This window comes from Microvirgula curvata (assembly GCF_054781615.1).
In genome coordinates, this window is the sequence record NZ_BAAGUB010000028.1 from 133,316 (window position 1) to 156,638 (window position 23,323).

Genomic DNA, 23,323 nt, shown 5'->3' on the forward strand with positions numbered 1-23,323 from the left:
CCCGGCGGGCAACCTGATGCCAGGCCCTGAACAGGCCTTTGCGGGAGTCGCTACATGAACAGCAGAACTGCAGGAAACCGGGCCGCGCCGACGCGGACGTGGCTGGGCGCCGTACTGGCGCTGACCCTGATGCTGCCACTGGCGGGACAGGCGAAAGACGCGCCGATCCGGCTCGGCGTGACGCCGACGCCGCAGGTCGAATCGCTGCGGATTGCAGCGCGCGAGGCCAAAGCACAGGGGCTGGAGGTCGAACTGGTCGAGTTCAACGACTGGAATACCCCGAATGCCGCACTCGCCAATGGGGATATCGACGTCAACTACTTCCAGCACATCCCGTTCCTGGAAAACGCGAAGAAACAGGGCGGCTACCGGCTGGTCGCCATCGCCCCGGGCACGCTGACCCAGATCGGGCTGTACTCGAACAAGTACAAATCGTTCAGCCAGATCCCGACCGGCGGCACGGTGGCGATTGCCAGCGACCCGGTCAACGGCGGCCGCGGGCTGCTGATGCTGCAGAAGTCCGGCCTGATCCGGCTGAAGCCCGGCGTCAGCTACAACGCCAGCGTGCAGGACATCGTCAGCAATCCGAAGAAGCTGAAAATCATCGCGCTGGAAGCGACCCAGCTGGCACGCTCGCTCGACGATGTCGACCTGGCCCAGGGCTACCCGATCTTCCTGAAGCTTGCCGGCCGCAATCCGGACAATGCACTGCTGTTCGACGGCATCGACAACAAGCTGTACGCACTGCAGTTCGTGGTGCAGCCGAAGGATGCGAACAACCCGCGCATCCGCAAGTTCATCGACATCTACCAGCACTCGAAGGCCGTGCGCGCGTCGCTGGATCAGGTGTTCGGCAAGCTGTACGTACCGGCCTGGTAAGGGAGACGTCATGACTTCGCTGACCGATCTGCCGCCGGACCTGCATGCGCTGCTGCAGCCGGCACAGGCCGAAGCCGCCTCGACGGCACGGGTGGCGTTCGAGCATGTCGGCCGCCGCTTCGATACGCCGGCCGGTGCGGTCGACGCGCTGCACGATATCGACTTCCCCATTCATGCCGGCGAAATCTTCGGCATCATCGGCCGCAGCGGTGCCGGCAAGTCGACGCTGGTGCGGACCATCAACCAGCTGGAACGGCCGACGTCCGGCCGGGTGCTGGTCAATGGCGTCGACCTGGCCACGCTGGGCGAGGATGCACTGGCGCAGGCACGTCGGCGCATCGGCATGATCTTCCAGCATTTCAATCTGCTGTCGTCCGGCACAGTGGCCGAGAACATCGGCCTGCCGCTGCGTATCGCCGGCGTGCCGAAGCGCGATATCGCGGCGCGGGTCGACAGCCTGCTGGAACTGGTCGGCCTCAGCGCCAGGCGCGATGCCTACCCGGCCACGCTGTCCGGCGGGCAGAAACAGCGGGTCGGCATTGCCCGCGCGCTGGTCCACGACCCGGACATCCTGCTGTGCGACGAGGCGACCTCGGCGCTTGATCCGGAAACCACCCACTCGATCCTGGCCCTGCTGCGCGACATCAACCGCCGGCTCGGGCTGACCGTGGTGCTGATCACCCACGAAATGGAAGTCATCCGCGAGGTGTGCGACCGGGTCGCGGTGCTGGAAAAAGGCCGGGTGGTCGAGCTGGGGCCTGTGTGGCGCGTCTTCGGCGCGCCGCAGGCGGAGGCCACCGACGCCCTGCTGCGCCCGCTGGCGCACGACCTGCCGGATGACCTGCGCGATCGCATCACTGCCACGCCGTCCGCCGTCGATGACGATCTGCTGCTCGATGTCCGGCTGGATGGCGCCAGCGGCGACGATCCTGACCTGGCTCGCGTCGCCGCCGCCCTCGGCCGGCGGGTCCGGCTGCTGCACGGCGGGATCGAACGCATCCAGGGCCGGCCACTGGGCCGGCTGGTGCTGGCGCTGGACCCGGCCGGCCTGTCCTCACCGGCGTCGGCACTGGCCGCGAGCCTCGGGCTCGGCGCGGAGCGCGTGCGCGTTCTCGGATACCTGAATCATGCTTGAACTCTATCTGGAAGCTTTCTGGCAGACCCTGCAGATGGTCGGGGTGTCGGCACTGGTGTCCGGCGTGCTCGGCATCGTGCTGGCACTGGTGCTGGTGACCACCGGCCCCGGCGACCTGTACCCGTCCCGGGGGCTGAACCGGGTGATCGGCACCGTGGTCAATGTGTTCCGTTCCGTCCCGTTCATCATCCTGCTGGTGGTGCTGCTGCCGTTCACCCGGCTGGTGGTCGGCACCACCATCGGCGTGTGGGCGGCGGCGGTGCCGCTGTCGGTGGCCGGCATTCCGTTCTTCGCCCGCATTGCCGAAGTCAGTCTGCGCGAGGTCGACCGCGGCCTGATCGAGGCCGTGCAGGCGATGGGCGGCAAGCGCCTGCACGTGATCCGCCATGTGCTGCTGCCGGAGGCCCTGCCCGGCATCGTCAGCGGCCTGACCATCACGCTGGTGGCGATGATCGGCTCATCGGCTATGGCTGGTGCGGTCGGCGCCGGCGGACTCGGCGATCTGGCCATCCGCTACGGCTACCAGCGCTTCGACAGCGAGGTGATGTTCTCGGTGCTGGCCGGTCTGGTCGCCCTGGTCTGCCTGGTCCAGGCCAGCGGCGATTTCTGGGCCCGGCGGCTGAATCATCGGCTGTAACGACTTCTTTCCTTCCCTGACATCCTGCGCCGTCGTCACGGTGGCGCCCGAGGAATTCCCATGTCCGTACCGCTTCATCCCCCCGTTCCCGGCGTCGTCTCGACCCGACTGCCGACCGTGCCGGATCCCGCCGGCGTCCACCGCATCACCAGCGATGCCGAGGCGATCGAGGTCGCCCGCGCGCTGGCCGCCGTCTTCGCCGATGGCGCCTCCGACCGCGACCGTCACCGCCGGCTGCCGTGGGACGAACTCGACCGCTATTCGGCCAGCGGGCTGGGCGGCATCACCGTGCCGCGCGAATACGGCGGGGCGGCGGTGTCGCATGTGACGCTGGCCGAGGTGTTCCGCATCCTGTGCGCCGCCGATCCGGCACTGGGCCAGATCCCGCAGAACCAGTTCGGCGTACTCGCCGTGGTGGCCGAGCTGGCCAGCGACGCGCAGAAGCGGCGGATCTACGCCGACGTGCTGGCCGGCAAGCGGTTCGGCAATGCCGGGCCGGAGCGCGGCACCCGGACCATCGCGGTCCAGACCACGCGCCTGAGCCGGACCCCGCTCGGTTTGCGGCTCAGCGGGACGCGCGCCTATTCGACCGGGGCGCTGTTCGCGCACTGGATTCCGACCCGGGCGCTGGACGACGACGACCGGCCGATTCTGGTGCTGGTGCCGCGCGAACGCGCCGGCGTCAGCGTGATCGACGACTGGTCGGCCTTCGGCCAGCGCACCACCGCCAGCGGTACCGTGGTGTTCGATGGCGTGGCCATCGACGACGAGCTGGTGCTGCAGGCCTGGCAGCTGGCCGACCGGCCGGGCCTGACCGGGCCGGTGTCGCAACTGATCCAGGCCGCCATCGACGCCGGCATTGCCCATGCGGCGCTGGAGGATGCCAAGACCTTCGTGCGCGAGCATTCGCGGCCGTGGGTGGATGCCAGTGTGGCGCGCGCCAGCGACGACCCGCACCTGATTCATGACGTCGGCCGGCTGACCATCGACCTGCATGCGGCCGAGGCGCTGCTGGCCGATGCCGGCGAAACCCTGGACCGGATCGCGGCCGGCCCGGTGACGGCCGACAGCAGCGCCCGCGCCTCGGTCGCCGTGGCCGAAGCCAAGATCCTGACCACCGAAATCGCGCTGGCCGCCAGTGAAAAGCTGTTCGAGCTGGCCGGCTCGGCCGCGTCGCGCAGCACGCACAACCTCGACCGGCACTGGCGCAACGCCCGCACTCACACGCTGCACGACCCGGTGCGCTGGAAATACCACCTGGTCGGCAATTACTACCTGAACCGGGCACTGCCTGCCCGTCATCAATGGAACTAAGGCGAGGGCTCACGACATGACACACACTGCATCCCTCCAGACGCCGCTGCAGCCGGCTCCGGCCCCGCTGACACCCGCGCAACGGATTCGCGACGATGCCGAGGCGGTGGCGGTCGCCATCGAACTGGCCAGCGTTTTTGCCGTCGGCGCATCCGATCGCGACCGTGACCGGCTGCTGCCGTGGAACGAACTCGAACGCTTTTCCCGCAGCGGGTTGTGGGGCATTACCGTGCCGCGCGAATACGGCGGCGCCGGTGTCTCCAGCGTGACGCTGGCCGAGGTGGTGGCCACCCTGTCTGCCGCCGACGGCTCGCTGGCGCAGATTCCGCAGAACCATTACTACGCGCTGGAAGTGCTGCGCGTCGGCGGCAGTGAGGCGCAGAAGCGCTTTTTCTACCAGCAGGCGCTGGCCGGCTACCGTTTCGGCAATGCGCTGGCCGAAATCGGCCACAAGGATTTCCGCCGCCGCACCCGGCTGATCGCCGACGGTGACGGTTTCCGCGTCGACGGACGGAAGTTCTATTGCACCGGGGCGCTGTACGCGCACTGGATTCCGACCCTGGTGGTCGCCGACGACGACACCCAGTACCTGGCCTTCGTGCCGCGCGAGGCGGATGGCGTGTCCATCGTCGACGACTGGGACGGTATCGGCCAGCGCGTGACCGGCAGCGGTTCGGTGGCTTTCGAGCAGGTGCGGGTCGAGGCCGACTGGGTGGTGCCGTTCTCGGCATCGTTCACCCGGCCGACGCCGATCGGGCCGTTCGCCCAGTTGCTGCATGCCGCCATCGATACCGGCACGGCGCGCGGCGCATGGGCGGCGACGCTGGACTTTGTCCGCACCCTCGCCCGGCCATGGATCGACGCCGGTGTCGATCGTGCCAGTGACGATCCGCTGGCCATCGTCCAGGTCGGCGACCTGGCCGTGCGCCTGCATGCGGCCGAGGCACTGCTGCGGCGCGGCGGCCGCTTCGTCGATGCGGCCCAGGCGCAGGCCAGCGACGACAGCGTGGCCGAAGCGTCGGTGGCGGTGGCCGAGGCGCGCGTGCTCAGCACCGAAATTGCGCTGAAGGCCGGCAACCGCCTGTTCGAGCTGTCCGGCACCGCGGCGACTTTCGGCGAGCACAACTACGACCGCTTCTGGCGCAACGCCCGCACCCACACGCTGCACGATCCGGTGCGCTGGAAATTCCACGCCGTCGGCAACTTCCACCTGAACGGCGCGCGTCCGCCGCGTCACGGAGCCCTGTAATGAGCAAGAAACAGTTGCTGATCAACGCGTTCAACATGAACTGCGTGGGGCATATCAATCACGGGCTGTGGACGCATCCGCGCGATGACTCGGTCGATTTCAATACGCTGGGCTACTGGACCCGGCTGGCGGCCACGCTGGAGCGCGGGCTGTTTGACGGCCTGTTTATCGCCGACATCATCGGTGTCTACGACGTGTACCAGCAGTCGGTCGACCTGACGCTGAAGGAATCGATCCAGCTGCCGGTCAACGATCCGCTGCTGCTGGTGCCGGCGATGGCCGCCGTGACGCAGCACCTGGGTTTTGGCGTGACCGCCAACCTGAGCTACGAACCGCCGTATCTGTTCGCCCGCCGCATGTCCACGCTCGACCACCTGACCGGCGGCCGCGCCGGCTGGAATATCGTCACCGGTTATCTGGACAGCGGCGCACGGGCGATGGGCCTGCCGGCCATGGATGCACACGACCAGCGCTACGAGCGTGCCGACGACTACCTCGAACTGCTGTACAAGCTGTGGGAGGGCAGCTGGGAGGACGGCGCGGTACGCCGCGACAAGGCGGCGCGGATCTATGCCGATCCGGCCCGGGTGCATCGCGTCCGGCACGAGGGACCGTTCTACCGGCTCGATGGCTATCACCTGTCCGAACCGTCGCGGCAACGCACGCCGGTACTGTTCCAGGCCGGCGCGTCCGACCGCGGCCAGCGCTTCTCCGCCCGCCATGCCGAAGGCATCTTTATCGCCGCGACCGACAAGGCGGGGACGCGCAAGCTGGTCGACAGCCTGCGCGCGCAGGCCGTCCGTGCCGGCCGCCGTGCCGAGGACCTGAAAATCTTCATCGGGGTGTCGGTGGTGGTCGGCAGGACCGCGCACGAGGCACAGCAGAAATTCGACGAGTACTGGCAGTACGCCAGTGCCGAGGCCGGGCTGGCCCACTTCGCCAGCAGCACCGGGGTCGACTTCGCCCGCTACGGGCTCGACGATCCGATCGACTACGGCAACAGCAACGCCATCGAGTCAGCTGCGCAGACCGCGCAGGCCAGTGCGCTGACCAGACGCAAGCTGCTGGAACGCTTCCGCCTCGGCAGCCGTTATCCGACCCTGGTCGGCGATGCAGCCAGCGTGGCCGACGAACTGGAATCCTGGCTGGAGGAAACCGGTATCGACGGCATCAACCTGACGCGGACGGTGACGCCGGAAAGCTACGAGGACTTTATCGAACTGGTGATTCCCGAACTGCAGCAGCGCGGTCGCTTCAAGACCGCGTATGCCGAAGGCAGCCTGCGCCACAAGCTGTTCGGTGACGGCGACCGGCTGCCGGCGCGGCATGTCGGGGCATCGTATCGGTGGGGGTGAGTCAAGGAGAAGGCCATCGCCTGGCCGTATGCAGGATGCGCAATACCCGTATTTGGGTATCAACGACGCCAAAATCAGTATGTAGCCTGGATGAATGACAAATTCCCGCGTTCCTTCGGCGGGTGGTCTCGGCGATCAAACTGTCCAGCAACAGCGCAACGCGGGGATTGTCTGCTTCTCGGCATCGACGTGGATGACAACGGTCGTTTCGGACATGTTCAGCCCTCCTGCTCTGATCGCCCGCTTCAGTATGGGGCGTGTCCGGTGGCGGAGAAAATCGGCCGCTGGTGCGTGCGGCCGCACGACATGAAATTTGTCAGGCGCTACAATCGACAGGTCAACCCTATTGATTCGGAGTGCCCGATGAGTCATGCCATCCGCTTCCACACCGTGGGCGGCGCCGACGTGCTGCGCTGGGAAACCGTCGACGTGCCCGCGCCGGGCGCAGGCGAAGTCACCGTCCGGCACACTGCCATCGGGGTCAACTTCATTGATACCTATATCCGCAGCGGGCTGTACCCGGCCCCGCTGCCGTCCGGTCTCGGCACCGAGGCCGCCGGGGTGGTCGAGGCGATCGGCCCCGGCGTCGACGGTATCGCCATCGGCGACCGCGTCGGCTATGTCGGCGGGCCGCTCGGCGCCTACAGCGAGCGGCGCAATCTTGCCGCCGACAAGCTGGTCCCGCTGCCGGACGGCATCAGCGACGAGATCGCCGCCGCCAGCATGCTGGCCGGCATGACCGCCCGTTACCTGCTGAAGTGCACCCGGCCGGTCCGGCCCGGCGACACGCTGCTGTGGCATGCCGCCGCCGGCGGCGTCGGCCAGATCGCAGTGCAGTGGGCGAAGGCGCTCGGCGCGACCGTGATCGGCACCGTCGGTTCGGACGCCAAGGCCGACATCGCCCGCGCGCTCGGCGCCGACCACGTCATCAATTACCGGCGCGAAAACTTCGCCGAGCGGGTGCGCGACATCACTGGCGGCCACGGGGTGCCGGTGGTGTTCGACTCGGTCGGCAAGGACACCTTCGCCGGCTCGATCGACAGTCTGGCGCTGCGCGGGATGCTGGTCAGCTTCGGCAATGCGTCCGGTGCGGTGCCGCCGTTCAGCCCATTGCTGCTGTCGCAGAAGGGCTCGCTGTACCTGACCCGGCCGACGCTCGGCCATTACACTGCCACCCGCGCCGAACTGCTGGAAACCGCCGCCGACCTGTTCGACGTGCTGCTGTCCGGCCAGGTCCGGGTCCAGCCCGGTCAGCGTTATGCGCTGAAGGACGCGGCGCAGGCGCACGCGGACCTGGAAGCACGGCTGACCACCGGTTCGACCATTCTGGTGCCCTGAACCACAGCCGATTGAATCCTGCCCCTTTCGCCCCCACGCTGGGGGAGACCCCGTTCACGCTCGTCTGTGGCGTTGACGGGGGTTCCGAACCCTCTGCCCCCGCCGGCCCGGCCGGTTTTTTCGGAGATAGTAGTGAGTTTTCAGCCCGACCCGCTCTGGCAATCCATCCGCGACGAGGTCGAACGCGCGGCCAGACAAGAACCGTTGCTGGCCAGTTTCCTGCACATGACCGTGCTGCGGCACGCGTGTTTCGAGGACATGCTGGCCTTCCACCTGTCGAGCAAGCTGGCGTGCAATGTCATGGACGGCCGGGCACTGTACGAGCTGCTGTGCGAAGGCTTCGATGCCGACCCGCATCTGGCCGATGCCGCCCGGGCCGACCTGACCGCCTGCTTTGACCGCGACCCGGCCTGCGACGCGTACTCGACGCCGCTGCTGTACTTCAAGGGCTATCACGCATTGCAGAGCTACCGGGTCACGCACTGGCTGTGGAATGCCGGCCGCGTGTCGCTGGCGCTGTTCCTGCAGAACCGGGTCTCGGAAAGCATGGGGGTCGACATCCATCCGGCCGCCCGTTTCGGCCGTGGCATCCTGCTCGACCACGCGACCGGCTTTGTCGCCGGCGAGACGGCGGTGGTTGGCGACAATGTGTCGATCCTGCAGGGCGTGACGCTCGGCGGGACCGGCAAGGAGTGCGGTGACCGCCACCCGAAGATCGGTGCCGGCGTGCTGCTTGGCGCTGGGGCCAAGGTGCTTGGCAATATCCGCATCGGCGAAGGCGTGAAGGTCGGTGCCGGCAGCGTGGTGCTGGATGACGTGCCGCCACACGTGACCGTGGCCGGCGTGCCGGCCCGCATCGTCGGCCAGTCGGCCGAGGACATGCCGGCGCTGGAGATGAATCACAAGCTGGGCTGAGGCCCTCTTCCTGGCGGGCCTGTGCTTCGTGCAGGCCCGTGCCGGATTGCCCGGTTATCCAGAACAGGCGTACCTTGCCATCCAGGGCCGCCAGACCGCTGTGCACGGGGCACGTTATTGCTTTCATGATGTCAGAAACTGGAGTACTGTTTCTGACAAATGAGGTGCCCTGTGAATACGTTGCCCGAAACCATCATGCAACAAGCCCGCTCTCTCCCCGAGGGGGGCGTCCTGTCGCCAAAGGCATTCCTGCACCTGGGCAGCCGGGCCGCCATTGATCAGGCGTTTTCCCGGCTGGCAAGGGCCGGCCGGCTGCTGCGCGTGGCCCGTGGTGCCTACGTTGCTCCTGTATCCAGCCGGTTCGGCGTGCGTGCACCTGCTCCTGAAAAGATCGTTCTGGCCCTGGCCACGCAAAGTGGCGAGATCGTCGTGCCGCATGGCGCCAGTGCTGCCAATGCGCTGGGGCTGACACAACAGGTGCCTGTCCGGGAGGTTTACCTGACGTCCGGCCGGACGCGCAAACTGGTGCTTGGTCGCTCGGAAGTGCTGGTCAAGCATGCTCCGCACTGGATGCTGGCCCTGGGCGCACGCCCGGCGGGCGCAGCGGTGCGTGCCCTGGCATGGATGGGGCAAACGCATGCCAGTGAGTCCCTGGCTTTACTGCATCGCACACTTTCCAGTACCGAGTGGCATGCCCTGACCACGGCACGGGCAACCTTGCCGGGCTGGATGGCGGCGGCCATCGGCCAGGAGGCAATGCGTGGCTGAACACTTTTTCAGCCTCAGCCAGGAAGACCAGCGTGAAGCGCTGGAACATGCCCGCGCCCGATCAGGCCGCCCGGCTCACCTGCTGGAAAAGGACATCTGGGTGGTCTGGGCGCTATGCGCTCTCTTCGACTCGCCCTCAGCAAGTGACCTGACCTTCAAGGGCGGTACTTCGCTCTCCAAGGCCTACAGGATTATCGACCGCTTCTCGGAAGACATCGACCTTACCTGCGACATCCGAAAGCTGATCCCGGATCTGCTTGCTCACCATGGAGAACTGCCGGCCAGCCGCAGCCAGGCCGACAAATGGACCAGGGCCGTCCGGGATCGCCTGCCCTACTGGATCACAAAAGACATATTGCCCGTCCTTCAGCAAGCACGTGAGCGTGATCACCTTGACGTGCAGATCGAGCCCGGCGGCCAGGATAATGACAAACTGCTGCTGCGCTATCCTGCCTTGACGCAGGGTACGGGCTATGTGGCGCCGGTCGTCACGCTGGAGTTCGGCGGTCGTGCTACCGGAGAACCCCACCAGATACATCACGTTACCTGCGATATGGCCGAATGCCTGCCGGATCTCACCTTTCCGGTCGCTTTCCCGCAGGTGATGAGTGTCAGCCGGACCTTCTGGGAAAAGGCGACCGCAGCGCATGTGTTCTGCGCACAAGGGCGTATTCGAGGCGGACGGTATGCCCGGCATTGGCACGATCTGGCTGCGATTGCGCGAAGTTCCCATTTCACGGCAGCCATTGCCGATCATGAGGTGGCAATCGCTGTTGCCCGCCATAAATCGCACTTTTTTATTGAAAAAGATGCCAGCGGCCAGATCATTGACTATGTCGCAGCAGCTACAGGGAAGCTGAGCATCGTCCCCGAAAAAAACGCCCGGGCCGCTCTTGCCGAGGATTATGCGGCCATGCTTGCTGACGAGATCATGCTGGGCGACGCATTGCCTTTTGACGAGCTGCTAGAGGCATGCGCCGACCTGGAAGCAAAGGCAAACGAGGAAGCTTGCAAGCTCGCCAGCGGGAAATGAAAGCGCAGAAAAAAGCTGATGCAGGCGTCCGGGGTGGAAGCCGCTTTCCGCATGCCGTCGCCTCGCCGCTTGTGTATGCTTTACAGCATGAATACCCACATCCTCTACCTGCACGGCTTCCTGTCCAGCCCCGCGTCCGAAAAGGCGATGATGCTGGCCGGGCACATGGCCGACCGTGGACTCGGTCACCTGTTCCACGCCCCGCTGCTGCCGTCCGAACCGCTGGCGGCCATGCTGGCCATCGAAGCGGAGATTATCGACTTCGAGTTCGAGCCGTTCATCATGGTCGGGTCGAGCCTGGGCGGCTATCTGGCCCAGATCATGGCGGAGAAGTGGAATGCGCGCGCGGTGCTGGTCAATCCGGCTGCCTATCCGTACCGGCATGCGGATGAATATGTCGGCATCCACACCCACCATCACACCGGCGAGCAGGTCGTGGTGCGGCGCGAGTACTTCGACATCCTGCGCCAGGCGGAGCCTGCACGGATCACGCCGTCGCGCTACTGGCTGCTGACATGCACCGGCGACGAAGTGCTCGACTACCGTGATGGCGTCGAGCGCTTCGCCGGTTGCCGCCAGACCCTGCTGGACGGCGGCGACCACAGTTTCCCGCAGTTCGGCGACTACCTGGACCAGATCCTCGCCTTCGCCGCCGAGGAAGGCTGACGGTCAGAAGTCCTTCAGCCCTTTCAGCATCACCAGGGCGATCAGCACCGGCGACACCCAGCGCAGCAGGAATACCACCACCCTGACCACGCCGGCATTGGCCAGCACGCCGCCGTTCGACAGCGCGTCGATGGTCTGGTTCTTGCCGAGCACCCAGCCGACGAAGATCGCCAGGCCGATGCCGCCCAGCGGCAGCATGATGTTCGAGCTGAGGAAGTCGTACAGGTCGAAGAAGGTCATGCCGAACGGCTTCACGTCGGCCAGCAGGCTGTGTGACAGCGCGGCGGTCGAGCCCAGCGCCGCCAGCAGCAGCACGCTGACCACCACGGCACGGATGCGCGACCAGCCGAACTTCTCGCTCAGCACGGCGACCGGGACTTCCAGCAGCGACAGCATCGCCCCGGTCGAGGCGATCGCGGTCAGCACGAAGAACACCACCAGGAACACGCTGCCGCCCGGCATGTTGGCGAACACGGCCGGGATGGTGATGAACAGCAGCGACGGACCGGCTTCCGGCTTGAAGCCCAGCGCGAACACGGCCGGGAAGATGGCGATGCCGGCGAGGATCGAGACGGTCAGGTCGGCCAGCATGACCCGGGTCGCGGTGGCCGGGATATTCTGGTCGTCACGGAAATAGCTGCCGTAGGTCATCATCGTGCCCATGCCGATCGACAGCTTGAAGAACGCCAGCCCCAGTGCGGTCAGCACGGTGGCGGTGGTGATCTTGGAGAAGTCCGGCGCGAACAGGAAGTGCAGACCGGCCATCGCGCCCGGCAGCGTCATGCTGCGGATGCCGATGGCGATCAGCAGCAGGAACAGCACCGGCATCAGCCGTTTGGTGACGGCTTCGATGCCCTTGGACACGCCCATCAGGATGATGGCACCGATAAACACCAGCACCGCCCATTGCCACAGCAGCGCCTCGAACGGGCTGTTGATCATGTGCTCGAACGCGGCGCCGGCCACGGCCGGGTCGGTCGTCAGCACATGGCCGGCCGCCGACTTGAATACGTAGGCGAACACCCAGCCGGCCACTTCGGAATAGAAAGCCAGGATCAGGAAGGCAGCAAGCCCGCCCATCGCCCCGATCAGCCACCACGGCTGTCCGCGCGGCGCGAGGCGTTCCAGCGTGGTCACGGCATTGGCCTTGGCGCGCCGGCCGAGCATGATTTCGACGATCATCACCGGCAGGCCGACCAGCAATGTCGCCAGCAGGTAGACGACCAGGAAGCTGGCGCCGCCATTGGCACCGGTCAGGTAGGGAAATTTCCAGATATTGCCGAGACCGACGGCCGAGCCGAGGGTCGCGGCCAGCACGCCGAACGAAGACGTGAAACCGTCGCGCTGAGTAGAGGGGGTAGACATACTGGTTGGCACAATCTGCGAGCGATCCGGGTCGCGAAGGCGCGATTGTGCTGAGATCGCGGCATGCCGGCAAGAATCTGGCGCAAGGAAACGTGAAATTTTTGCCGGACGGCGCCATTCGCGCCGCGCCGACGCTCAGTTCGACATCAGGACCACGTCGAATTGTTCCTGAGGATACTCGGTTTCCACCTGCAGCGTGACCGGCTTGCCGACGAAATCGGCCAGCATGGCGAGGCTTTGCGACTCCTCGTCGAGGAACAGGTCGATGACCGGCTGGGCGGCGAGAATGCGGAAGCCGCGGGCCGAGAACTGGCGGTTTTCCCGCACCACTTCGCGCAGGATTTCATAGCACACCGTCTGCGCGGTCTTGATCTCGCCCCGGCCCTGGCAGGTCGGGCAGGATTCGCAAAGCACGTGGGCAAGGCTTTCCCGCGTGCGCTTGCGGGTGATTTCGACCAGCCCGAGGCTGGTGAAGCCGTTCAGCGTGACCCGGGTGCGGTCACGTGCCAGCGCACGCGCCAGTTCGGTCAGCACCGCTTCCCGGTGCTGCTCGCTGTCCATGTCGATAAAGTCGACGATGATGATGCCGCCCAGATTGCGCAGCCGCAGTTGCCGGGCGATGGCGTGGGTGGCTTCCAGATTGGTCTTGAAGATGGTGTCGTCAAAGCTCTTTACCCCGACGAAGCCGCCGGTGTTGACGTCGATGGTGGTCATCGCCTCGGTCTGGTCGATGATCAGGTAGCCGCCGAACTTCAGGTTCACCCGCCGCGACAGCGACTTGTCGATCTCGCTTTCAATGCCGTGCAGCTCGAACAGCGGCCGCTCTCCGGCATAGCGCTCGATCTTGCGCAGTGACTGCGACACGTACTGGGCGGCGAACTCGACCATGCGGCCATGGTTTTCCGTCGAGTCGACAACGACCTTCTCGGTGGCCTCGCTGACCATGTCGCGCAGCACGCGCAGCGACAGCGGCAGGTCCTGGTACAGCAGCGACTGCGCCGGCTGCGTTTCGGCCCGGGCGCGGATGTCGGTCCACAGCTTGCTCAGGTAGCCGATATCGGCCGCCAGTTCGTCGTCGCTGGCGGTTTCCGCGCTGGTGCGGATGATGTAGCCGCGCGGCGAGCCTTCCGGCAGCAGCGATTCCAGCCGGGTTTTCAGGCTGGTCCGGTCGGTTTCGGCTTCGATCTTCTGCGAAACGCCGATATGTTCTTCCTGCGGCAGGTGGACCAGGAAACGTCCGGCCAGGCTGACCTGGGTGCTGAGACGCGCGCCCTTGCTGCCGATCGGGTCCTTGATCACCTGCACCAGCACGGTCTGGCCTTCAAACAGCATCTTTTCGATGCGCTGCGGTTCGCTCGGGTGCTGGCGCTGCTCGAGAATGTCGGCGATATGCAGGAACGCCGCGCGTTCCAGACCGATCTCGATAAAGGCCGACTGCATGCCGGGCAGCACGCGCTTGACGCGGCCGAGATAGATATTGCCGACGATGCCGCGGCTGGCCTCGCGCTCGATGTGCAGTTCCTGCACCACATTGTCTTCCAGCACCGCCACGCGGGTTTCCTGCGGGGTGATGTTGACCAGGATCTTTTCTGCCAGTCGCATGCTGTCGCGCGTCGGCAGCGGAATCGGCTGTGAAGTGGGGTGGTCTTTCAACGACATGTCGGCCTCCGGCAATGGCAATCAGCTGCGTCCGCCGGATGCGGGCGGTCGCTGGAAATAAGGGAGCGGTGCGTTCAGGCCGCCAGCACGTCGATACCGAAGGTGGCCAGCAGACGTCCGGTTTCATGGACCGGCAGCCCCATCACCCCGGAATAGCTGCCTTCCAGATAGGCGACGAACAGTCCGGCCCGACCCTGGATGCCGTAGGCGCCGGCCTTGTCCATCGGCTCGCCGCTGGCGACGTAGGCGTCGATCTGCCGCTCTGTCAGCACCGAGAACGTGACCTTGCTGACCGAGGTGGCGACCTCGACCCGGCCGCCCAGCCGCACCGCCACCGAGGTGAACACCTCGTGCACCGTGCCCGACAGGCGGCGCAGCATCCTGCGCGCCTCGTCGGCATCGGCCGGCTTGCCGAAGATCTCGTCGCCGAGCGCCACCGTGGTGTCCGCCGCCAGCAGCGGCCGTGCCGGCAGGCCCTCGGCCTCGACCACCGCCCAGCCTGCTGCGGCCTTTTCCCGCGCCAGCCTCACCACGTACTCGCGCGGGCTTTCGCCGTAATGGCGCGACTCGTCGATGTCGGCGCGAATGCGCGCCGTCATCAGGCCGAGCTGATTGAGGATTTTCTTTCGTCGCGGGCTGGCGCTGGCGAGGTACAGAGTGTGCACGGCAGTCATGATGTCGGGGTGGGAAGCAGAACGCAGTTGGACAAGGAGATTACCACGCCGGGCGTTGCCGGGCCGGGGTGATACGCGCTGAAACGACGCTCGCGTGCCATTGCCGGCGCCGTCAGGCGTTGTCTGTGATCAAGGGGGGTGTGCGTTTGTCGCCGGCAAGGCAGAATGATGGCATATCAGCCTTTCTCCGGACCTCCGGGCAACTGGCAAGGAGCCGCATCATGAAGCTGGACCAACTGGACCATGTGGTTCTCACCGTCGCCGATATCGAGCAGACCTGCCGTTTCTATTCGATCGTACTGGGCATGGACATCGTTACCTTCGCCGAGCGGCGCAAGGGGCTCAGTTTCGGCACGCAGAAAATCGACCTGCACCTGCACGGGCACGAATTCGAACCCAAGGCGGACCATCCGCTGCCGGGCTCGGCCGATTTGTGTTTCCTGACCTCGGTGCCGATCCACGATGTCATCGCCCATCTCGACGCCTGCGGCGTGACGGTGGTGGAAGGCCCGGTCCATCGGACCGGGGCGACCGGCATGCTGCTGTCGGTGTACTTCCGCGATCCGGACAACAACCTGATCGAGGTCGCCAACCGCGACCCGTCGCTGTAAGTCAGGCCGGACGGCACATGTCCCGGTGCAGGATGCCGCCGTCGTCATAGGCGTCGCCCTGGTCGACGAAACCGAACTGGCGGTACAGGCCGATCTTGTCGACCTGTGCCGACAGCCACAGCGGCGTGCCCGGAAAGTGGCGGGCAGCAGTGTCGAGTGCAAGCTGCATCAGCTGTTTGCCCAGTCCCTGGCCCCGGCCGGCCGGGGCGATGACCACGCGACCGATGGCGACTTCGCCGTCGCGCTTGCTGCCGGGCGGCAACAGGCGTGCATAGGCCACCAGCGCGCCGCTGCCATCGCGACCGAGCAGGTGCAGCGCCGGGCGGTCGAGGCCGTCGAGGTCGCCGTAGATCGACGCCTGTTCGACGACGAATACCTGGTCGCGCAATTGCAGCAGGTCGTACAGGTTGTCGACGCCGAGTTGCGGAAAAGTCAGAACGGTCCAGTCAGTCTGCATGATCGTGCTTTCGTGCCAAGGCGGAAGAATCCGCCATGATAGTCGCCGGATCCCGGTCCGCGTACCCGGTCCATGACCTGCGGGCGCGACGGACCGGGTCGTAACCGATAGAATCCGCGACGAGATGAACTTCCTGACCGCATTGCGATGAACGATCTGTTCGAACCGGCCGGCACCGTCCCGCCGGCACCGCCGGCGCCGGTAGCCGACGAGGCCGCCGACCACCTGCCTCTCGACACCTACGCCGAGCGCGCCTACCTGGAATACGCGATGAGCGTGGTCAAGGGGCGTGCGCTGCCCGAAGTGGCCGACGGCCAGAAGCCGGTGCAGCGTCGCATCCTGTACGCGATGAAGGAAATGGGCCTGTCCACCGGCGCCAAGCCGGTCAAGTCGGCGCGCGTCGTCGGTGAAATCCTCGGCAAATACCACCCGCACGGCGACAGCTCGGCCTACGAGGCACTGGTGCGGATGGCGCAGGACTTCACGCTGCGCTACCCGCTGATCGACGGCCAGGGCAACTTCGGCAGCCGCGACGGCGACGGGGCGGCCGCGATGCGTTACACCGAGGCGCGGCTGACGCCGATCGCCGATCTGCTGCTGTCGGAAATCGACCAGGGCACGGTGGATTTCATCCCGAACTACGACGGCGCCTTCGAAGAACCGCAACTGCTGCCGGCGCGACTGCCGATGGTGCTGCTGAACGGCGCCTCCGGCATCGCCGTCGGGCTGGCGACGGAAATTCCGCCGCACAACCTGACCGAAGTCGCCGCCGCCGCCGTGGCGCTGCTGAAGCAGCCGGATCTGGATACCGCCGCGCTGATGGCCTACGTGCCGGGCCCGGACTTTCCGGGCGGCGGGCGCATCATCACCCCGCCGGAAGACATCCGCGCCGCCTATGAACACGGCCGCGGCTCGGTCCGCGTCCGCGCGTGCTGGGAGGTCGAGAAGCTGGCCCGCGGCCAGTGGCGGATCATCGTCGGCCAGCTGCCGCCGGGCAGCTCGGCGCAGAAAGTGCTGGCGGAGATCGAGGACGCGACCAATCCGAAGGTCAAGACCGGCAAGAAAACCCTGTCCCAGGACCAGCAGAACCTGAAGGCGCTGATGCTGAGCCAGCTCGACCGCGTGCGCGACGAGTCGGACAACAAGCATCCGGTGCGGCTGGTGTTCGAGCCGAAGTCCAGCCGGCAGAACCCGGACGACTTCATGACCCTGCTGCTGGCGCAGACCAGCATGGAACAGAACGTTTCGCTGAACCTGGTGATGATCGGGCTGGACGGCCGCCCGCGCCAGAAGGGGCTGCGTGCCATTCTGAGCGAGTGGCTGAGCTTCCGCGTCGATACCGTTACCCGCCGCCTGCGCCACCGGCTCGGCAAGGTCGACCAGCGCATCCACATTCTCGAAGGCCGGCTGCTGGTCTTCCTGCGCATCGATGAAGTGATCCACGTCATCCGCGAATCGGACGAGCCGAAGTCCGAACTGATGGCCGCATTCGGCCTCAGCGAGATCCAGGCCGAGGACATCCTTGAAATCCGCCTGCGTCAGCTGGCGCGGCTGGAAGGCTTCAAGCTGGAAAAGGAACTCGATGCGCTGCGCGAGGAAGGCGCGCGTCTGTCGCACCTGCTCGGCGACGAAGACGCCAAGCGGGCACTGGTCATCGCCGAAATCGAGGCCGATGCGGCCAGGTACGGCGACAAGCGCCGCAGCCTGCTGCAGCCGGCGGAGAAGGCGGTATTGACCCAGACCGTGGCCGACGAGCCGATCACGCTGATCCTGTCGCGCAAGGGCTGGATCCGTGCCCGGGTCGGCCACAGCGTCGACCTGGAATCGCTGTCGTTCAAGGATGGCGACGGGCTGCATACCGTGGTCGAGACGCGCACGGTATGGCCGGTGGTGGTGCTGGACAGCCAGGGCCGCGCGTATACCGTGGATGCGGCCGAAGTGCCGACCGGCCGGGGCGACGGCGTGCCGGTCACGTCGCTGATCGAAGTGCAGGACGGGGCGCAGGTGGCCGAGCTGGTTGCCGCGCCGGAGGATGCCCGCTTCGTCATCGCCGGTTCCGGTGGCTATGGTTTTGTCGCCCGGATGGGCGACATGGTCAGCCGCAACAAGTCCGGCAAGGGCTTCCTGTCGCTGGACGGAAAGGAAACCCCGCTGCGGCCGCTGCCGCTGCCTGCCGCGACGCCTGCCGGCGCCCTGCTGGCGGTCGGGACCAGCGAGGCGCGGGTGCTGGCCTTCCCGCTGGCCGAGCTCAAGCCGCTGGCCAAGGGCCGTGGCCTGATGCTGGTACAGCTCGACGACGGCGAGACCACGACTGCCGTCGGCATCGTCAGCGGTGCCAAGGCGACGCTGACCGGCACGCTGCGGACCGGGCGCGAGGACAGCTTCAACATCATGCTGGCCGACTATATCGGCAAGCGTGCGCGGCGCGGCAAGCTGCTGCCGAAGCGCTGGCAGATCAGTGCGATCCGGGACTGCTGACGACGGCTGATGCCGGTGGGCTGTGGCCTGCCGGCTTTTGTCGTTCCCGAGTGACGGCGATGGACTACAACGGATAAGTAGCCGATCAGCCGACGCGGGGACGACCGATGCGCGCAATATACTTGCTGGCCCTGCTGCCCATGCTGCCTCCGGCGCTGGCAGCGCTGCCGCCTGGCGTTATCGAACGTGCCGGCTCGGACGTGTCGTGGCGCATGGCGACCCGGGCGATGCCGAAGGGCGCGCTGGTCACGGCGCTGCAGGGCAACCCGGAGCGGGCCGGCACCTACTCGGTGTGGCTGATGCTGCCGGCCGGCTACCGGATCGGCCCGCACTGGCATTCGCTGGCGACCAATTTCGTCGTGCTGTCCGGCGGGCTGTATGTCGGTTACGGCAATACGGTCAAGGCCGGCGCCGCCGACGAGCATCGCAGCGGCGCCTATCTGTACCTGCCACCGGCCACCCACCACTATCTGTACACCCGGCAGATGACCGTGCTGCAGCTGTATGGCGACGGGCCGTTCGACATCCACTATCTCGATCTGGCCGACGACCCGCGACTGGGCAAGTGAGGCGGGGCTACCCGGCGCCGTCCTGGCGCGCTACCCTGCCGGTTTTATTTGCTAGCGCCTGCTCATGAGTCCCCTTGCCTTTCTCTATGTCGGCATCGGCGCCGCCGTCGGTGCCTGGTGTCGCTGGGTGTTGAGCCTGCTGCTCAATCCGCTGCTGGCCAGCCTGCCGCTCGGCACGCTGGCCGCCAACTGGATCGGCGCGCTGCTGATGGGCGTGATCATGGGGCTGTTCAGTCATTTCGGTGACTGGCCCGATGCGATGCGACTGGCGCTGACGACCGGTTTTCTCGGCGGTTTGACGACATTTTCGACATTTTCCGCGGAAATGTCGGGCTTTATTCTGGCCGGCCAATGGGCCAGCGTCATGATCGGCATCGGCCTGCACGTCTTCGGCTCCCTGCTGCTGACACTGACCGGTCTGTTGCTGGTGCGGGTGCTGGCGTAGCGCGCACGACGGCATGCCGGCTTGCCAGCGGCGGGGGCAAGGGACTTTAATGGTCACACTGTGTAACGGAGTGTGACCATGTACCGAACACTGATTTCCGTGGACGAACTCGCGGTGTTGCCGCCCGAATCCGTCCTGCTGATCGACTGCCGGCACCAACTGGCCGACCCCGATTACGGCCGCGGCGCCTATGCGGCCGGACACCTGCCCGATGCGCATCACCTGCACCTGGACTATCACCTGTCCGGACCGACCTCCGGCAGCAACGGCCGTCACCCGCTGCCGGACCGGCAACGGCTGGCAGTGGTATTCGGTGCGCTGGGACTGGCACCCGGCATCCAGTGCGTGGCCTATGACGACGCCGGCGGCATGTTTGCCGCGCGGCTGTGGTGGCTGGCGCAATGGCTGGGCCATCACGAGGTGGCCGTGCTCGATGGCGGTATCCAGGCCTGGACCGCCGCCGGCCATCCGCTGACCCGGGCGGAAGCCGGCTCGCACCCGCCGGTGCGTTTCCTGCCGCGCGATGGCGGCATGCGTACGGTGACGGCCGACGAGGTGCTGGCCAATATCGACCGGGCGCAGTTCCAGCTGGTCGATGCGCGCGGTGCCGACCGCTTCCGTGGCGAGAATGAAACCATCGACCCGGTCGGCGGGCATATCCCTGGTGCGATCAATCATCCGTTTGCCGGCAATCTGGCCAGCGACGGCCGCTTCAAGCCGGCGGCCGCGCTGCGTGACGAGTGGGAGACGCAGCTTGGCGGACGCCCGCCGCAGCAGGTCGTCCACCAGTGCGGTTCCGGCGTGACCGCCTGCCACAACCTGCTGTCGATGGAGTATGCGGGCCTGAACGGCAGCCGCCTGTATCCGGGCTCGTGGAGCGAATGGGTGGCCGCGCCGGGCCGGCCCTGCGCGACCGGCGCCTGAGCGCCGAAGCCCCCTGTTGCCGGGTCCGGACGGGGGGCTGGTTATTCTCAGACAATATAAAACTATCGCTAAACAGTATTTATTGTAATTAAGGCGAATTGCGTAAGCTCTCTGGCATTGTCCGAAATCAGCCCAGGAGTTGCCGCATGGTCAGCCGCCTTTTGTCCCGCCTCGTTGTCGCCGCCGCACTGGCCGGCAGCAGTGTTGCCGCCATCGCCGATGTCACGCTGCTGAACGTCAGCTACGACGTGATGCGCGACTTCTACAAGGACTACAACCCGGCATTCCAGAAGGCATACAAGGCCCGGACCGGCGAGACGGTCACCATCCAGCAGTCGCACGGTGGCTCCAGCAAGCAGGCGATGAGCGTGGTCAACGGCCTGGCGGCCGACGTGATCACCATGAACCAGGCACCGGACATCGACATCCTGGCCGAACGCGGCAAGCTGGTGCCGGACAACTGGCAGAAACGCCTGCCGGATCACGCCGCGCCGTTCAGCTCGACCATGATCTTCCTGGTGCGCAAGGGCAACCCGAAGCAGATCAGGGACTGGAACGATCTGGTCAGGCCGGGTGTACAGGTCGTGATCCCGAACCCGAAGATTACCGGCAACGGCCGCTATACCTATCTGGCCGCCTGGGGCCAGGCGAAGCGCCACGGCGGTGATGCCGCCGCGCGCGACTACGTGAAGAAACTGTTCGCCAACGTGCCGGTGCTCGATGCCGGCGGCCGTGCCGCTACCACCACCTTCATGCAGCGCCAGATCGGTGACGTGCTGGTCACGTTCGAGAACGAGGCGGAAATGGTCGCGCGCGAATTCGGCCGCGGCAGCTTCGACGTTGTCTACCCGGCCGTGTCCATCCTGGCCGAAAGCCCGGTATCGGTGGTCGACAAGGTGGTCGACAAGAAGGGCACCCGCAAGGAAGCCACCGCCTACCTGGAATACCTGTGGAGTCCGGAAGGTCAGGAAATCGCGGCGCAGAACTACCTGCGCCCGCGCAACAAGCAGGTGCTGGCCAGACATGCGGCCCAGTTCCCGGCGATCAGGACCTTTACCGTCGAGGAAACCTTCGGTTCGTGGAAGCGGGCGATGGACGTCCACTTCAAGGACGGTGGCGTGTTCGACCAGATCTACAGCAGCAAGTAAAAGGCGTTATCCGGTGGCCATCTCCGTCGATCTGCTCAATCTGCTGAACCAGCGCTTCGCCAGCGACGACACCCCGGTGTTCGTCGCCCGCCATGGCGTGGTGGAAGCGGACAGCAACGGTCTGCGTCTGACCAGTGCGTTCCAGCCCATCCTCCGCGCGACCGACAACAGCGTGCTGGGCTGGGAAGGACTGCTGCGGGCCTTCGACGAGCACGGCGCACCGCTGGCGCCGGAAGCAGCCTTCGACCGGCTCGGCGTCGGCGAGGCCATGGCGCGTTTCGACCGCATCTGCCGCAGCCTGCACCTGGCCAACTTCGTCGCCCAGCAGCCGAAGGACGCTTACCTGTTCCTGAATCTGCACCCGCGTCACCTGCAAAGCGTGTCCGGCGAGTACGGCCGGACCTTCGAGTGCATCGTGCGCGAGGCCGGTCTCGAACCGGGCCGCGTGGTGCTGGAGATCCTCGAACACGCGACGACGGACGAGGTGCGCCTGAGCCACGCAGTCAGCAACTTCAAGACCCGCGGTTTCCTGATCGCGCTGGACGACTTCGGCGGCGATGACAACGGGGTGTCGGAGCGGCGGCTGTTCAGCCTGCGTCCGCATATCGTCAAGCTTGACCGCCGGCTGCTTGACGGCAGCCGTGCCAGTCCGAGCTACCTGCTGCCGAAGCTGGTGCGGGTGGTCAACGGACTCGGCGCGCATGTCGTCGCCGAGGGCATCGAGACGGCGTCGCAGCGCGCGCTGGCCGAAGAAGCCGGCATTCCGTTCCTGCAGGGCTATCTGTTCGGGCGCCCGGCGCCGGGACTCGACGGCGCGGTGGACGCCCTGGCCGCCTGACTTCAACCTCTAGCCCGAGTACATACATGTCGTTCAAAAAACACAGTGTCCTGCCCGGCTTCGGCCTCGGTCTCGGCTACAGCCTGTTCTGGCTGTGCCTGATCGTGCTGCTGCCGATCGCCGCGCTGGTGCTGAAAACCACCGACCTGGGCCTGGCCGGCTTCTGGAGCACGGTCACCACCGACCGGGTGCTGGCCTCGCTGCGGCTGTCGTTCGGCGCCTCGCTGATTGCCGCCAGCATCAACGGCGTCATGGGCCTGCTGGTGGCGTGGGTGCTGGTCCGCTATCCGTTCCCCGGCAAGCGGATCATCGACGCGCTGGTCGATCTGCCGTTTGCGCTGCCGACTGCGGTGGCCGGCATCGCGCTGACCACCATCTATGCGCCCAATGGCTGGTTCGGCCAGTGGCTGGAGCCGCTCGGACTGAAAGTCGCGTTTACCCCGCTGGGCATCGTCGTGGCGCTGACCTTTATCGGCCTGCCGTTCGTGGTGCGGACCGTGCAGCCGGTGCTGGAAGACCTCGAGGCCGAGCTGGAAGAGGCGGCGACCTGTCTCGGCGCCAGCCGGCTGCAGATCTTCACCCGGGTGATCCTGCCGACCATCCTGCCGGCGCTGCTGACCGGTTTTGCGCTGGCCTTTGCCCGCGCCACCGGCGAGTTCGGCTCGGTGATCTTCATTGCCGGCAATATTCCGATGGTGTCGGAAATCACGCCGCTGCTGATCATCGGCAAGCTCGAGCAGTACGACTATATCGGCGCGACCGCCATCGCCGTGGTGATGCTGGTCATCTCGTTCCTGATGCTGTTTTCCATCAACGGCATCCAGTGGTGGGCCAGCCGCCGCCACGCCGCGCGCTAACCGGAGAGA

23 protein-coding genes are annotated in these 23,323 nt (G+C 66.2%); 19 read left to right on the plus strand and 4 right to left on the minus strand.

The genetic code is table 11. The features are described from left to right. The first annotated feature begins 54 nt into the window (after positions 1 to 54). The 11 genes from ACYVG8_RS11625 (at position 55) to ACYVG8_RS11675 (ending at position 11,289) form a co-directional block, all read left to right on the plus strand. Complete coding sequence (locus ACYVG8_RS11625; RefSeq protein WP_028498626.1) at positions 55 to 879, plus strand: MetQ/NlpA family ABC transporter substrate-binding protein; 825 nt, start codon at positions 55 to 57, stop codon at positions 877 to 879. A 10-nt stretch (positions 880 to 889) separates the two neighbouring features. Next, a complete protein-coding gene (locus ACYVG8_RS11630; RefSeq protein ID WP_281661066.1) occupies positions 890 to 2,014 on the plus strand; it encodes a methionine ABC transporter ATP-binding protein in 1,125 nt (374 codons plus the stop codon). Continuing rightward, positions 2,007 to 2,651 (plus strand): methionine ABC transporter permease, encoded by a 645-nt coding sequence (locus ACYVG8_RS11635; protein WP_107888925.1) that lies wholly within the window; start codon positions 2,007 to 2,009, stop codon positions 2,649 to 2,651. Before ACYVG8_RS11630 ends, ACYVG8_RS11635 begins: the two co-directional genes overlap by 8 nt. 60 nt (positions 2,652 to 2,711) lie before the next feature. Then, entirely contained in the window at positions 2,712 to 3,965 is a 1,254-nt protein-coding gene (locus tag ACYVG8_RS11640) for an SfnB family sulfur acquisition oxidoreductase (protein ID WP_460745858.1), read from the plus strand. A gap of 16 nt (positions 3,966 to 3,981) precedes the next feature. Then, positions 3,982 to 5,214: an SfnB family sulfur acquisition oxidoreductase gene (locus ACYVG8_RS11645; RefSeq protein WP_460745859.1), complete on the plus strand. Its 1,233-nt coding sequence runs from the start codon at positions 3,982 to 3,984 to the stop codon at positions 5,212 to 5,214. Further along, positions 5,214 to 6,569 carry an LLM class flavin-dependent oxidoreductase gene (locus tag ACYVG8_RS11650; protein ID WP_112691994.1) on the plus strand — a complete coding sequence of 452 codons (1,356 nt, stop codon included), beginning with the start codon at positions 5,214 to 5,216 and terminating at the stop codon, positions 6,567 to 6,569. The genes ACYVG8_RS11645 and ACYVG8_RS11650 overlap by 1 nt, the downstream gene beginning before the upstream one ends. A gap of 363 nt (positions 6,570 to 6,932) precedes the next feature. After that, positions 6,933 to 7,907 (plus strand): quinone oxidoreductase family protein, encoded by a 975-nt coding sequence (locus ACYVG8_RS11655; protein ID WP_107888921.1) that lies wholly within the window; start codon positions 6,933 to 6,935, stop codon positions 7,905 to 7,907. Between the two features lie 132 nt (positions 7,908 to 8,039). After that, positions 8,040 to 8,822 carry a serine O-acetyltransferase gene (gene cysE / locus ACYVG8_RS11660; protein WP_028498619.1) on the plus strand — a complete coding sequence of 261 codons (783 nt, stop codon included), beginning with the start codon at positions 8,040 to 8,042 and terminating at the stop codon, positions 8,820 to 8,822. Positions 8,823 to 9,017: 195 nt separating this feature from the next. Continuing rightward, entirely contained in the window at positions 9,018 to 9,590 is a 573-nt protein-coding gene (locus ACYVG8_RS11665; protein ID WP_233495170.1) for a DUF6088 family protein, read from the plus strand. Beyond that, positions 9,583 to 10,623: a nucleotidyl transferase AbiEii/AbiGii toxin family protein gene (locus ACYVG8_RS11670; RefSeq protein WP_460745860.1), complete on the plus strand. Its 1,041-nt coding sequence runs from the start codon at positions 9,583 to 9,585 to the stop codon at positions 10,621 to 10,623. Before ACYVG8_RS11665 ends, ACYVG8_RS11670 begins: the two co-directional genes overlap by 8 nt. 87 nt (positions 10,624 to 10,710) lie before the next feature. After that, entirely contained in the window at positions 10,711 to 11,289 is a 579-nt protein-coding gene (locus tag ACYVG8_RS11675) for a YqiA/YcfP family alpha/beta fold hydrolase (protein WP_107888919.1), read from the plus strand. A gap of 3 nt (positions 11,290 to 11,292) precedes the next feature. Here ACYVG8_RS11675 and ACYVG8_RS11680 read toward each other — a convergent pair whose 3' ends face one another. The 3 genes from ACYVG8_RS11680 to ACYVG8_RS11690 all read right to left on the minus strand — a co-directional run bounded on the left by ACYVG8_RS11680 (position 11,293) and on the right by ACYVG8_RS11690 (position 14,987). Next, positions 11,293 to 12,654, minus strand: a complete 1,362-nt coding sequence (locus tag ACYVG8_RS11680) for a sodium-dependent transporter (RefSeq protein WP_028498615.1) — start codon at positions 12,652 to 12,654, stop codon at positions 11,293 to 11,295. 135 nt (positions 12,655 to 12,789) lie between these two features. Beyond that, positions 12,790 to 14,313 (minus strand): ribonuclease G, encoded by a 1,524-nt coding sequence (rng, locus tag ACYVG8_RS11685; RefSeq protein WP_028498614.1) that lies wholly within the window; start codon positions 14,311 to 14,313, stop codon positions 12,790 to 12,792. Positions 14,314 to 14,387: 74 nt separating this feature from the next. Then, positions 14,388 to 14,987, minus strand: coding sequence for a Maf family protein (locus ACYVG8_RS11690; RefSeq protein ID WP_460745861.1), 600 nt, complete (start codon positions 14,985 to 14,987; stop codon positions 14,388 to 14,390). A gap of 221 nt (positions 14,988 to 15,208) precedes the next feature. Here ACYVG8_RS11690 and ACYVG8_RS11695 point away from each other — a divergent pair, with 221 nt between their 5' ends. Further along, positions 15,209 to 15,598, plus strand: a complete 390-nt coding sequence (locus ACYVG8_RS11695) for a VOC family protein (RefSeq protein ID WP_199489719.1) — start codon at positions 15,209 to 15,211, stop codon at positions 15,596 to 15,598. A 1-nt stretch (position 15,599) separates the two neighbouring features. Here ACYVG8_RS11695 and ACYVG8_RS11700 read toward each other — a convergent pair whose 3' ends face one another. Then, entirely contained in the window at positions 15,600 to 16,055 is a 456-nt protein-coding gene (locus ACYVG8_RS11700; protein ID WP_051528722.1) for a GNAT family N-acetyltransferase, read from the minus strand. 147 nt (positions 16,056 to 16,202) lie between these two features. On the opposite strand from ACYVG8_RS11700, the gene parC reads away from it, so the two are divergent. The 7 genes from parC (at position 16,203) to cysT (ending at position 23,314) form a co-directional block, all read left to right on the plus strand. Then, entirely contained in the window at positions 16,203 to 18,533 is a 2,331-nt protein-coding gene (gene parC / locus ACYVG8_RS11705) for a DNA topoisomerase IV subunit A (RefSeq protein WP_460745862.1), read from the plus strand. Between the two features lie 107 nt (positions 18,534 to 18,640). Next, the gene (locus ACYVG8_RS11710) at positions 18,641 to 19,102 is read left to right on the plus strand and encodes a cupin domain-containing protein (RefSeq protein ID WP_107888917.1); all 462 of its coding nucleotides are present in this window, start codon (positions 18,641 to 18,643) and stop codon (positions 19,100 to 19,102) included. 64 nt (positions 19,103 to 19,166) lie between these two features. Then, entirely contained in the window at positions 19,167 to 19,547 is a 381-nt protein-coding gene (gene crcB, locus ACYVG8_RS11715; protein WP_028498609.1) for a fluoride efflux transporter CrcB, read from the plus strand. Between the two features lie 78 nt (positions 19,548 to 19,625). Next, positions 19,626 to 20,471, plus strand: a complete 846-nt coding sequence (locus ACYVG8_RS11720; RefSeq protein ID WP_028498608.1) for a sulfurtransferase — start codon at positions 19,626 to 19,628, stop codon at positions 20,469 to 20,471. A gap of 146 nt (positions 20,472 to 20,617) precedes the next feature. Further along, positions 20,618 to 21,619: a sulfate ABC transporter substrate-binding protein gene (locus tag ACYVG8_RS11725; RefSeq protein ID WP_281661077.1), complete on the plus strand. Its 1,002-nt coding sequence runs from the start codon at positions 20,618 to 20,620 to the stop codon at positions 21,617 to 21,619. Positions 21,620 to 21,632: 13 nt separating this feature from the next. After that, positions 21,633 to 22,457: an EAL domain-containing protein gene (locus ACYVG8_RS11730; RefSeq protein WP_051528720.1), complete on the plus strand. Its 825-nt coding sequence runs from the start codon at positions 21,633 to 21,635 to the stop codon at positions 22,455 to 22,457. Positions 22,458 to 22,483: 26 nt separating this feature from the next. Then, on the plus strand, positions 22,484 to 23,314 hold the full coding sequence (cysT, locus tag ACYVG8_RS11735; RefSeq protein WP_028498606.1) for a sulfate ABC transporter permease subunit CysT: 831 nt from the start codon (positions 22,484 to 22,486) through the stop codon (positions 23,312 to 23,314). Positions 23,315 to 23,323 lie beyond the last annotated feature (9 nt).